The following is an 11,656-nucleotide window of genomic DNA, read 5'->3' as shown; positions in this document are numbered from 1 at the left end:
AATGCGATACCTGTTAGGGCCGCGTTAGCCCTTCCTTGAAAACTTGCTTCTGCAACTGTCAAGCATTCCTTGATAGTTAATGAATATATAACTAATTTATTTTATTCAATATTTCACAAGAAGGCTCATAACGGCTCATAACGTTTGATACGGTAGTTCTTGCCGCCTGCGGCAGTTGTCAAGGAATCCTTGACAACTGAATGCTGCCGTAGCTCACCGTCGTAAAAGATATTTTTAGCGTGCAGGGAGACGTTCTGCTTGGTGGTCTGAAACAGCTCAGCAATTTCCAGCTGGCTTAGCCAGATGCTGTCGCCTTCTACACGAAGGTTCAGCTGGGTGCGCCCATCATTTGTGGTGTACAGGATCAACTCGCTCATGCGTTACCCTCCGTCTTGCAACTCTTGCCGCCATTCTTGGCTATAACGCCAGCCATACCACTCAGCACTTGATCAACAATTAGTCTGTTGTGACCAGGATGCATGTACATATCCACAGCAGCCCAAATCAAGCCAATAGACAAAGCTGTATTTCTGGCAATCTCGTACTCCAGATTAATAAAACCTGTGGGGCATCCATTCTCTGTCGCATAAATCAGATCGTTCCGTAGGCGCGCAACCCTCCTTGCTTCATTCGCCACGTCCTCAAGTGAGGGCGTATCGCCCAATAAGATACTATTAGCCTCATCATCTTCATCACCTATGCTGAATGAACTCAGATGCAAGGCGTCATAGTGATAGCCACCAACTGTTGGCACACGGTACGCCAGTGCTTCCTGTTTCGGGTGTATGGCGATTGAGACTTCTCCCTGCGCCAAAATAAGGCTCATTCGCTGCGCGAAAATTGAGACCAGTGCTTTAATTTTATGGTTATGCAAATTTACTTTTTTTGCATATTTATTATGTCCATGAACTTTAGCTGCGGCAATAAAAGCAGCAACAGCTTCTTCAGTGGCATGCATTGCACTGAAAGACGCAAGAATAGGCGACATATCGGAAGTATCATTCGACCAATGCAGGAATCTAACCGCATTAATTGAAGAAAACTTTGCGCGGCCTTCCAGTTTATCTATTTTATTAATGATCCACTGAGATATCTCTTCCTTCAAGATCTCTGAAGAAGATTTAAAGTCATTGCTCATGACGTAACTCCCGCCTTACGCTTCTTGCCTTTGGCTGTCGCCGCCGCAGCAGTCATCTTGGTATACAGCTCAAACAGCTTTTCCAAGCGCTCCGTATCATTCTTAAAGCGCCGCCCAATATAGATGCGCTCCAGCACCTCATCATTGCGTTTATGGGCTTCACGCAAATTGTCAGGCATCTTTTCAGGATCATAGAGATCGGTAATGGTGGCCGGAAAGTGTGCTTCACGCGCAAGCAGAATGTTCTCGGCGCAGCGAGTTAGGTCAGCTTTATTCTTCTCAGTTAAGGTTGGGACTGGAAAAGTATGCCACCCCATTGAATTGCTATATCTAACGTCTGTTTTCATCTTTCCTGAAATTGTAAAATTCCAGACGAAATTCATCTTTGATGATATAAGTGCAAGGCAAAAAAGATCTCCGTCATAAATAGCAAATGCGGTTAGAGATACAACCGTTTCTGGGCGAAGAAGGCCAACCGGCAAATACTCACGACGCTCAGAAGACAATCCAGGTACTAGAATTGTATGCGAAGTTGACGTCTTCATCTCCCGAAATTGATGAGCCCGTCCTACCATCGTTCGAAGGCCAGCGTCCTTGCTGGTCAGTCGATATTCACGGGTTGCATTAACACGCTTCTGAATGGGCTCAAATGACAAAGCCTTACTTTTATCTTCATCTGGTATCCATAAGCAATACCTATCAGTTCCTTTCATGTATTCTTGCGACCCACATAAGCGTCGAGTAAACCGATTCGCATTCGGTAGAAATTCCGTCAACTCACGATATTCATCTGCTGAAAAAATTAGATTTCCGTTATCAGCCGCTTTGTTTCCGTATTCCATAACGGGCAGAAACTTTGAAATTGGCCGTGATCTTTTGGAGACTACGACGTCCGCAGCATTTGCTAAGTAATAGTTTATATTAGATGCTTCAATAGAGTGTTCATCGTCAAAAATAGTGGAGTTACCACCCTTTTTTATATTCTCTAAACATACAATTATGCAGATAACTGCTGCATTTTTTGAAGCACTATTCGACCACTTGAAAGAACGATGAGCAAAACCAATACGAAGCCCATCATTCAGAATCGATGGCCAAAGTATTGGCGCCTGCTGCCCTTGGCATATAGAATTTGTGGCTACAAATGCACAACGGCCAGGGTTTTTCTCTAAAAATTCTTTCCCTTTTAAAAACCAAGCGCTAACAAAATCTAGTGACTTCCATTTAGTTACTTTGCCATCAAAAACGTGAGCCATATCCCTTTTCTGGTTTGCATCTTGATTACGCGTCCCTAGATAAGGCGGATTGCCGCAAATATAGGTTTCGCCGACTTCATTCTCGAAGTCGATTTGAGCCTGCTCCAGCGGGGTATCAAAAAGATCATCTGCGGTGAGCTTTACGCCTGTACTGTAGACATCCATCAATTGCAGCCAATCTAGCCTCAAAGCATTGCCACAGGTAATCCAGTTATCGGAGCTGAGAGGCAAAAACTCGGCCAGCGCCAACTTCTTGCCACGATAATGTAGGTCGCACTGGTACTCGGCAATAATCAACGCGAGTCGGGCAACCTCGGCTGAAAAATCGCGCAACTCAATGCCTCGGAAATTGGTCAGCGGTATATCGGTTGGCCGGTTTGGCTCGCCACGGCGCTGATTGATTTCGGCTTCAATTTCACGCATCTGTTTGTAAGCGATGACCAAGAAATTACCCGAGCCACAGGCGGGATCAAATACGCGAATTTTGGCCATGCGGTTGCGTAGATTCAGTAGCTTGCGGGCGCTGTCGCCTGCATCTTCTAGCTTTTCGCGTAAATCGTCCAAAAATAGAGGGTTAAGCACTTTCAGAATGTTCGGCACGCTGGTGTAGTGCATGCCCAATGCACCGCGTTCTTCGTCGTCGGCCACCGCCTGAATCATCGAGCCGAAAATATCAGGGTTGATCTGTGTCCAGTCCAGGCTGCCGATGTGCAGCAGATAAGAGCGAGCGATCTTGCTGAAGCGAGGCACTTCCACACTGCCTGAAAACAAACCACCGTTTACATAGGGAAATTTCCTTGCCGAGCGGGAGATGTTCGCCGCAGCGTGCTCTTCTTGCCGCGTGTTCATAGCGCGGAAGATTTCGCTAATCACTTCATGGGTGTTGGCGGAATCTCTGGCGCTCATTTCTGAGACGGTATCGGTAAAAAGGCCGCTACCCGCGAAGATATCGGTATCTTCGGCAAAGAAGCAGAAGATCAGCCTTGCCATGAAGTGGTTCATCTCGTGGCGCTGTTCTTCCGTGCCCCAACCAGGGTTATCTTTCAGTAGCTCCACATACAGTCGGTTCAGGCGGCTGGTAGCCCGAATATCAAACGAGCTTTCACGCACCTGCTTAACGGTGGTGATACCCGCTAGGGGCAAAAAGAAGCCAAAGTGATCAGGAAATTCTTCATATCTGCAGGCGACTGTCTCGCCGCTTTCCAGTTCTTCGGCCTCCAATACCTCACCATCGGTGGCGAGCACAAACTTGGCCTTGGCACGCGTGGTGGCTGGGCTCACCTTCAAAGCAGCCAAGGTTTGAGTAACGGCACCAGCATTCGCCACAGCGATATGGATATTGTTCGTCTGCAATACCCCGCCAAGATCCGACTTATTGGACGTGCCCGAGCGCAACCGCTTAATGGTGGTCGCCTTGTTTCCAAAAGCTTCCAGGAAGGCATAGGGAAACTCAGCCGGATCAAAGGGCTGTTGTGCTAAGTCAGAAATGGCGGATTCGATTTCTACTGCGTTCATGGGATGCCGTCTATTCAGTTCGCCATCTGGCGAGTGCTTATTTTTCACTGCCAAGCAGTTTGAGTATATCGCTGAGCATTTTTAACGGGCGATATAGCTCTGTGCGCTCAAAGCATATTAGGAAAAATAAATATTCATTGATTGATAGATATCATACACACCCAGAGGCACTGCTTCAGCGTCTACCATGTGTAAAAGAGATGCGAATAATAAATAGATAAAACAAGCGGCGGGGAGCCAAGGACCAAGGGACTCATAATCCCCTGCTTTGAAGAAGCAGATAACATAGAAATGGTGGGCCCAGTAGGACTTGAACCTACGACCAAGGGATTATGAGTCCCCTGCTCTGACCAACTGAGCTATAGGCCCGAAAAGCGTGCATATAATAGCGAATGTGGCGGGGCGAGGCTACCCCTACACACGTATCTTCGTGCGGGAATGGCACTTTTTACGGGATTGCAGGTCTTGAAGTGAAGTTCTTTATGCGGAGACGCGCCTTGAAAGCTTTGATTGCTCTTTTCCCGTTGCTGCTAACGGTGCCGGTTCAGGCCGATTGGCAGCTTGATCCTGGTGAGTCACGTGTAGAGGCGGCGATTACTCAGCTCAACGGGGCGACACCTCAAACGCATCATCATCAGGTGCGTAATCTAGAAGGTGATATCTCGCCCGATGGCACGCTGCGCCTGCCCCTCAAGTTGAGCCAGACCGATCTGCTTTCGCGCTTTAATGATCTACCGCCGTGGGTCGCTCTGCTGTCGAATACTCCGCTGGTCACGCTGGTTGGGCAGATGCCGCCGGAACGGCTGGATGCACTGGATATCAATGAGTCGCTGGTCGAGACCATTACCTTTCGTGTACAAAACGAAATGGTGAGCCGGGAGGAGTCGGTGCCCTTGCGCTTTACCCGCGAAGGCTTGAATCAAGTGAGGGTGACTCACGCAGAGCCAATGACGCTGGATGGCAAGACGTTAATGGCAAACACCACGGTCCGTACTCTGCTATCCATGCTTGGCTATCAACAGATTGACGATAACGTGCCCATTACGCTGAATGCCTTGCTGATTAACCGTTAAGCCTTTAGCGAATATTTTTTTAAGCGGGCTCGGTCGCCCGGCGCACATTAGCCAGTAACGGGCTACCGGTCGCCGGGTCGGAAAGTAACGTGCAGTCGACCTGATACAGCTTGCGCACCAGCTCTGGCGTGACCACATTCGCGGGCGCGCCCTGATCAACAATTTTCCCATCACACATGGCGATCAAGTGGTCCGCGTAGCGGCAAGCGCTGGCTAAATCATGCAGTACCATCACCACAGTGCGCCCATGCCCAGCCAAGTGGCGCACCAGTTCAAACACTTCGATCTGGTGGCCTAAATCAAGCGCGGAAGTCGGCTCATCCAGCAGTAAAAGCGGCGTTTGTTGAGCGATGGTCATAGCGATCCACGCACGCTGGCGTTGCCCACCCGAAAGCGCGTCAATGGGGCGATCCGCCAAATCCTCAAGCCCTGCCGCCAAAAGCGCGTGTTGTACCACCCGCTGGTCTTCGGCTGACCATTGCCGCAACCAACCCTGATGCGGCTGACGCCCAAAACGAATCAGTTCCGTTACCGTTAGCCCTTCTGGAGCGATAGCCTCCTGGGGCAGCAGCGCCAACTGCGTGGCGAGTTGGCGAGACGGTAAGCGTTGAATATCTTCACCGTTGAGCAACACGCTACCTTCATCGGGCTTATGCAAACGCGCTAGGCCCGCAAGTAATGTCGATTTACCACATCCGTTAGGCCCTACAATGGCTGTCACTTTGGCACTGGGCAGTGTCACCTCCAGGCCATCGATCACCCGCCGCGTGCCATAACCCATGCTTAATGCGTGAGTGGCTAGTGTGGGCGGGGTTCGAAAATCGTTCATGCGTGACTCCGTTGCGGGCGCATCAAAATCCATAAAAGCCAAGGGCCGCCGATGATGGCGGTGACAATACCAACCGGCAGTTCGATTGGCGATAGTAGCGTTCGTCCCGCAAGGTCCGCTAACACCATCACAAGCGCACCTGCCAGCGTAGCCGCGACTACCGGCACATGGCGCGGAGTGGAAAGTGCACGGGCAATTTCAGGGCCGATTAGCCCCACCATGCCTACGGGGCCCGCCACCGCAACGGCCAGGGCCGTTAAAGCAACCGATAGCAGTAATATTTGGATACGGCGCACAGTGGTGTTGATGCCCAAACCGCTGGCCGTAGCGTCGGAAAATCGCAACACCGTGAGTGAGCGTGCCAGCACTAGTGCGGCAACAAAGCCCAGCGCTAAGCCAATTCCCAGAAGCTGGACTGAGCCGCCGGAACGGGCATTGAGGGAACCGACAGTCCAGGGATAAGCAGCATTGGCTGTATCGATAGCCACGCGCGCCAACATCAGTTGCGTGATGGCCCCAAAGATGGCCCCTACCCCAATCCCCGCAACGATAAACCGGTACCCTTGCGTGCCGCTGCCAGCAGCAAGCCCAAAGGTAATAACGGCAGCCGTGGCGGCGCCGGTCAAGGCCATCGCGGAAGGCGCCAGCGATACGCTCATCCCCACAACGGAGGCCACCGCAAAGGCGGTGGCACCGTTATCAATACCAATAATACCGGGCGTGGCCAAGCGGTTACGTGCCAGCGTTTGCATCAAAATACCCGCCAGCGCAAAGGCGCCTCCGGTCAAACAGGCGGCCACAAGCCGTGGCAAGCGTAACTCCTGCACCATAAAACCGGTCATCATATCACCCTGCCCTGCCAGCGCTTGTACTACATCACGCGGGTCCAGCGTGATGGTGCCAAGGCTTAGGTAGGCAATGCAGGCGAGCAGCAGTACAACCGCTAATCCACTGTTAACCCAAACGGCTCGCTGCTCAAGCAGAATACTGTAGCCATCGCCTCGGCGCTCGCCCCAGCGCCAGTAGCCCGTTGGCGGCTCTACCGGCTCTTCTTCATAACGCACCATTCCCATATCGGGTGTTCTCGCGACCACAGCCGTGGCGCCCTGTTTTTTGAAATCAGCTTTTAACCAGCGAGGCGTCATAACAAACTCACAACATGGGTAAACGGCGGGCGCGTACAACAGCTATAAGCACAGGCGCTCCGCACAATGCCGTAAGAACACCCAGCGGTAGTTCAGAGGGAGCGACCACCAAGCGGGAAATAACATCGGCCGAGACGACGATTAACGGGCCAATCGGTAAACAAAACCATAGAGTGCGTCGGATATCCGGCCCGGCAAACGCACGTGCAACAAAAGGCACTACCAGCCCGACAAAAATAATAGGCCCGGCAATGGCCGTTGCGGCCCCGACCAAAAGCGCTACGCAAAGTACGACCAATGCACGAATCAGCTGAGGATGATGCCCCAGCCCCGATGCCATCCGCTCCCCGAGCGCTAATGCGGATAAAGGGCGCGCAATCAACACAACCAAAAGCGTGCAAAAGGCGATAGAAGGCAATACGGCTATTAGATCTTCCAGACGACGGCCGGCCAAACTGCCAATCACCCAGAAGCGCACTTCGTCAGCAGAGCGCTGGTCAAACAGCAGCAGTAGCGCGGTCATCGCCCCCAGCAACGCCGAGAAAGCAGCACCGGCCAGCACCAGGCGCACAGGGTCATTACCCACGCCGCGCCAACGCGCTACGCCCAATACGCAGAGGCAGCCTATCAATGCACCCAACTGCGCAACGGAAATACGCAGGGTGGCCGCACTTGAACCCAGCACTAGCGCCAGCGCAACAGCAAATGCCGCCCCCGCACTGACGCCCAGCAACCCCGGTTCCGCTAGCGGGTTACGCGCAACGGCTTGCAAGAGCGCACCCGAAACACCCAGCGCCATACCCACCGCAATTCCAATCAAGGTGCGTGGTGCACGCAGTTCCCATACCACAAAATGCGCGTCACTGTCTTCGCTACCCAACAGCATAGAGAGCGCTTGTAATGGCGAAACGCTGCCAGCCCCCACCAACAAACTAACGACACTCACCGCCACTAGGGCGGTGAGCAGGCTTAACAGCAGCGTTCGTTGTTCAAAGCGCTGCGTTAGCGAACTTACTGACATGTTCGTTCCTTCACAGGCGTACCTTGATAGTAAGGACGCTTAAGGCAAGAGCGCTTGTTCGATATCGTTCAGGATGGCCTGGGCGGCCAGCGGCCCTGAGGCGCTGCTCCATACCTGGCCATTCACAGGCACAACGTGTTCTTGTTGCACAACATCCAAACGGGTGAAGGCATTACTCTGTTCAGCAGCTTCCAACGCTTGCTGGCCATCTTCATTTAGCGTGGCAAGAAATAGCCAGTCGCTGTCAATCAGTGAGAGGTTTTCAAGGCTTAATACATCGCTATGGGCACTGCCCTCACTGACCAGGCCTTCGTCTTCCACTATCAGCCCTGTCGAAGCAAGTACGCCAGTTGAAAACAGCTCAGAGGACATGACCATGGGGCCAGCAGGCATCCACCGCACCAGGTAAGCGGTGCCGCCGACATTGGCATCACTCAAACGTTCGTTAAGCTCTGCGGCACGCTGCTCTACCTTTTCAAGCGCTTCATCAATTTCTGCTTCTTTACCCAGCGCCTGACCAAACAGCTGCGTTTCTGCTTTCCAGCCATCGCGAGAAAAACCGCTTGTTTTAGGAACGACCGTGGGGGCAATACGTGACAGCAACTGGTACTGCTCTTCAGCAAGCTGGGGCGCTGCAAGAATCAGGTCCGGTTGTAAACGAAGCACCGCTTCGATATTGAGTTCGCGGGTAACACCGACCATTTCCAGCGCGCTTACATCGGTGTGTTCACCAATATAAGCAGCGACATCGTTGCTGCCACGCGAAGCAATGGCGCCTATCGGGGTGACACCAGCGGCCAACGATGCGTCTAACGCGCCTTCATATAGCGTTACAACACGCTCCGGCGCATCAGGCACTTCAATTTCTCCAAAAGCAGTATCCAGCTCTCGGGCTTGCGCATTGGTAATCAAGCTACTCAATAGCACACCGGCCAAGCCAAGACGCAGTACCGAACGCAGCATAGTGAACCTCTATTCTTAGACCATTCGTTCGAATAGTAACGATTCTCAAAAACATTTGCATCTATATTAAATAGAACCCGTCGTTCCATTTTACGCAACACAAAGAAAACCGCTTGTGTAATACCCCTGCTCCTAAACTGGCCCTCCCTGCGTTTCTATTTTAGCAACGCATTGTTCCATGATATTGGCTCGCGCATGGGAACTTTTCTTTTTAGAATCCCACCCTCATTTGATAATAAATATCATTACCGAACCATTAACCAAGGAGATCGCTATGCCACGCTTTACTCGTAATGCTTTAGCCAGCGCTGTTGCTCTTGGGCTGACCGCTGGCGCGGCCAATGCTCAGGAAAATACTCAGCTTAATAACATGGTGGTGACCGCTTCCGGGTATGAGCAAACGCTAAATAGTGCCCCTGCGAGTATCTCAGTGGTAACGCGGGAAGAGCTGGAGCAAAACCAGTTTTCCAACATTGCCGAGGCTATCAAGGATATTCCAGGCGTCGATATTCGCTCTGGAACCGGCAAAACAGGTGGCTTCAATATTTCCATCCGTGGCATGCCAAGTGCTTATACGCTGATCCTGATTGATGGACGCCGCCAAAACGCCTCGGGCAATGTCACACCCAATGGCTTTGGCGAGACCTCAACCAGCTTTATGCCGCCCCTTTCAGCGATTGAGCGTATTGAAGTTATCCGTGGCCCAATGTCCACTCTTTATGGGTCGGACGCCATGGGCGGGGTTATCAATATAATTACTCGTCGCGTTAGTACTGAATGGGCCGGCTCAGTAACGCTTGAGAACACCTTTCAGCAAGATCGTGATGCGGGCAACAACTCAGCAATTAATCTCTACACTTCAGGCCCACTGGTTGAAGATACGCTAGGTCTGCAGTTGCGTGGGCGCTTGTTTGACCGCGATAGCTCCGAGCGCATGGTAGAGGGCAGCGCAGGACGCGACCCTCGCCCTGTGGAAGCGCGCATCTACTCGATTGGCGGGCGCTTAAACGTGACACCCGATGATACCAACGAATTTTGGCTGGATGCCGAACGTTCCGCCAAGTGTACGACAACTCAGATTGTCGCTTGGGCAGTCTGGATGGCTTAAAGCGTAATGACTGTTCCACACCTCAACCGGGTGAGTTTTTCGGCTACTCAGATGAGCTGCGCTTTAACCGCGACCAAATTGCCGTAGGGCATACCGGCCACTACGCCGCAGGCACCCTTGAGAGTAGCGTTACGCATAATTTTACGGAGACACTTGGGCGTACACTGCCTGCCGGAAACGCACCTGACTATGGCTATATAGCTCAAGGAGGCGAACCACGTCTTCTGGAAAACCGTGACACTGTGGTCGACAGCAAATTCATTGCACCGCTGGATGACCACATGGTGACCGTAGGCGTTCAGTATATTGATGCTGAACTTAAAGAAGGCACTGCAGGCAACGAGAAATTTTCTCAGTCAAGCTGGTCATTTTTTGCCGAAGATGAGTGGCTGCTAACCGATGACTTAGCGCTAACCTTGGGCGGTCGCTATGAAAACCATGATGCGTTCGGTGGCCACTTTAGCCCGCGCGGTTACTTAGTGTGGAATACCACTGACCAGTTAACCCTTAAAGGGGGTATTAGCCAAGGGTACAAAACGCCCACGCTGAACCAGCTACACGATGGTGTTAACGGTTTTGGCAATCAAGGCCAATCCGTCAGTCTTGGCTCGCCAGACCTTGGACCCGAGAAAAGTACCAACTATGAAGTGGGTGCGATCTACGACAACCTTAGCGGCTTCTCTGCCGGGGCAACTGTCTTTTATACCCAGTTTCGCGACCGTATCGCTGATGGCGACAGCCTGCCCAACTGCCAGTATATTGACGGTAATGGCAATCAGCCTTACGCCAATGCCGCTAACTGCTTAAGCGTAGGGAATTTCACTCAGCAGGCTAGCTTTGACCAATCAATCAATATTGACCGCGCGGAAACTCGTGGTATTGAACTGACCAGCAGCTACCAAATTGCTCCTGCCTGGGCGATCAGCGGTGGCTATACCTACACTGACACCGAAATCACTTCCGGAGAGAATGAAGGTCAACCGCTTACCAATGCACCCAAGCATAAGTTGACCACTGATCTTAACTGGGCAATTAATGATCGCTGGAACACTACGCTTGAAGGGGAGTACTACTCTTCACGGGAGCGTTTTAGCGGCAATGTAACCGGCTCCTCCGCCGCACTTGTTGACCAATTAGGTAATAACCTGAACGGCTACACGCTGTTCAACCTGAAAAGCTCTTACCTATTCTCCGATAACGTTCGCCTCACGGGCGCCATTTACAACCTGTTCGACAAGGATTTCGCAGGTCACGACACCTACGAGTATGAAGGGGATACCTACATCGCCTATCACTACACTCAGACAGGTCGTTCCACCGACGGCGTCGCCTTGGACGGCCGTAATTTCTGGGTCTCAGCTACTTACGAGTTCTAATCGCTTCCTACTTGAACGGCTCTGCTTGCTGTTTCAATGCTCTCTTTACGCCTCGGCTTTGCCGGGGCTTTTTTATAGCGCTCTCTTTTATAACCGCTATAAAAAAAGCGACCACTTAAAAGTGGCCGCTTGGTTAATGTGCTCTTGAAGAATTAAAAATCCACGCTCAAGCCTAACCACACCCGGCGGCCGTCTTCCACATAGCCATACTCATCGTAAGTAATCGTTTCAT

10 protein-coding genes and 1 tRNA gene are annotated in these 11,656 nt (G+C 51.8%); 3 read left to right on the top strand and 8 right to left on the bottom strand.

Annotated features, from left to right (window positions below; translation table 11 throughout):
• Positions 1-125: 125 nt before the first annotated feature.
• The 4 genes from ACT3TJ_RS09055 to ACT3TJ_RS09040 form a co-directional block, all read right to left on the bottom strand.
• A complete protein-coding gene (locus tag ACT3TJ_RS09055; protein ID WP_442353283.1) occupies positions 126-377 on the bottom strand; it encodes a hypothetical protein in 252 nt (83 codons plus the stop codon).
• Positions 374-1,138, bottom strand: coding sequence for a hypothetical protein (locus tag ACT3TJ_RS09050; protein WP_444622471.1), 765 nt, complete (start codon positions 1,136-1,138; stop codon positions 374-376). The genes ACT3TJ_RS09055 and ACT3TJ_RS09050 overlap by 4 nt, the downstream gene beginning before the upstream one ends.
• A complete protein-coding gene (locus ACT3TJ_RS09045) occupies positions 1,135-3,909 on the bottom strand; it encodes a class I SAM-dependent DNA methyltransferase (RefSeq protein ID WP_442353271.1) in 2,775 nt (924 codons plus the stop codon). The genes ACT3TJ_RS09050 and ACT3TJ_RS09045 overlap by 4 nt, the downstream gene beginning before the upstream one ends.
• Positions 3,910-4,201: 292 nt before the next feature.
• A tRNA-Ile gene (locus ACT3TJ_RS09040) sits at positions 4,202-4,278 on the bottom strand.
• Positions 4,279-4,406: 128 nt separating this feature from the next.
• Here ACT3TJ_RS09040 and ACT3TJ_RS09035 point away from each other — a divergent pair.
• Positions 4,407-4,982, top strand: coding sequence for a hypothetical protein (locus ACT3TJ_RS09035; protein ID WP_442353272.1), 576 nt, complete (start codon positions 4,407-4,409; stop codon positions 4,980-4,982).
• A gap of 19 nt (positions 4,983-5,001) precedes the next feature.
• Here the strand turns inward: ACT3TJ_RS09035 and ACT3TJ_RS09030 are convergent, their stop codons facing one another.
• Genes ACT3TJ_RS09030 through ACT3TJ_RS09015 form a run of 4 tightly spaced genes read right to left on the bottom strand, consistent with a single transcriptional unit; the run spans position 5,002 to position 8,940 of the window.
• On the bottom strand, positions 5,002-5,811 hold the full coding sequence (locus tag ACT3TJ_RS09030; RefSeq protein ID WP_192527436.1) for an ABC transporter ATP-binding protein: 810 nt from the start codon (positions 5,809-5,811) through the stop codon (positions 5,002-5,004).
• Positions 5,808-6,956 carry a FecCD family ABC transporter permease gene (locus ACT3TJ_RS09025; RefSeq protein WP_442353273.1) on the bottom strand — a complete coding sequence of 383 codons (1,149 nt, stop codon included), beginning with the start codon at positions 6,954-6,956 and terminating at the stop codon, positions 5,808-5,810. The genes ACT3TJ_RS09030 and ACT3TJ_RS09025 overlap by 4 nt, the downstream gene beginning before the upstream one ends.
• A 7-nt stretch (positions 6,957-6,963) precedes the next feature.
• A complete protein-coding gene (locus ACT3TJ_RS09020) occupies positions 6,964-7,977 on the bottom strand; it encodes a FecCD family ABC transporter permease (protein WP_172117541.1) in 1,014 nt (337 codons plus the stop codon).
• Positions 7,978-8,016: 39 nt separating this feature from the next.
• A complete protein-coding gene (locus ACT3TJ_RS09015) occupies positions 8,017-8,940 on the bottom strand; it encodes an ABC transporter substrate-binding protein (protein ID WP_441680168.1) in 924 nt (307 codons plus the stop codon).
• Between the two features lie 274 nt (positions 8,941-9,214).
• Here ACT3TJ_RS09015 and ACT3TJ_RS09010 point away from each other — a divergent pair, with 274 nt between their 5' ends.
• Positions 9,215-10,048, top strand: coding sequence for a TonB-dependent receptor plug domain-containing protein (locus tag ACT3TJ_RS09010; protein WP_444665657.1), 834 nt, complete (start codon positions 9,215-9,217; stop codon positions 10,046-10,048).
• The gene (locus tag ACT3TJ_RS09005) at positions 10,003-11,424 is read left to right on the top strand and encodes a TonB-dependent receptor domain-containing protein (RefSeq protein WP_444665655.1); all 1,422 of its coding nucleotides are present in this window, start codon (positions 10,003-10,005) and stop codon (positions 11,422-11,424) included. The genes ACT3TJ_RS09010 and ACT3TJ_RS09005 overlap by 46 nt, the downstream gene beginning before the upstream one ends.
• Positions 11,425-11,656: the final 232 nt, after the last annotated feature.

This window comes from Halomonas sp. AOP30-A1-24 (assembly GCF_052378165.1).
GTDB lineage: Bacteria > Pseudomonadota > Gammaproteobacteria > Pseudomonadales > Halomonadaceae > Vreelandella > Vreelandella citrativorans.
This window is presented reverse-complemented; position numbering and strand designations above follow the sequence as displayed.

Excerpts from the sequence above, each read along its gene's own strand:
- ACT3TJ_RS09055 (WP_442353283.1), bottom strand. The coding sequence starts at position 377 with ATGAGCGAGTTGATCCTGTACACCACAAATGATGGGCGCACCCAGCTG.
- ACT3TJ_RS09050 (WP_444622471.1), bottom strand. The coding sequence starts at position 1,138 with ATGAGCAATGACTTTAAATCTTCTTCAGAGATCTTGAAGGAAGAGATA.
- ACT3TJ_RS09045 (WP_442353271.1), bottom strand. The coding sequence starts at position 3,909 with ATGAACGCAGTAGAAATCGAATCCGCCATTTCTGACTTAGCACAACAG.
- ACT3TJ_RS09030 (WP_192527436.1), bottom strand. The coding sequence starts at position 5,811 with ATGAACGATTTTCGAACCCCGCCCACACTAGCCACTCACGCATTAAGC.
- ACT3TJ_RS09025 (WP_442353273.1), bottom strand. The coding sequence starts at position 6,956 with ATGACGCCTCGCTGGTTAAAAGCTGATTTCAAAAAACAGGGCGCCACG.
- ACT3TJ_RS09020 (WP_172117541.1), bottom strand. The coding sequence starts at position 7,977 with ATGTCAGTAAGTTCGCTAACGCAGCGCTTTGAACAACGAACGCTGCTG.
- ACT3TJ_RS09015 (WP_441680168.1), bottom strand. The coding sequence starts at position 8,940 with ATGCTGCGTTCGGTACTGCGTCTTGGCTTGGCCGGTGTGCTATTGAGT.
- ACT3TJ_RS09010 (WP_444665657.1), top strand. The coding sequence starts at position 9,215 with ATGCCACGCTTTACTCGTAATGCTTTAGCCAGCGCTGTTGCTCTTGGG.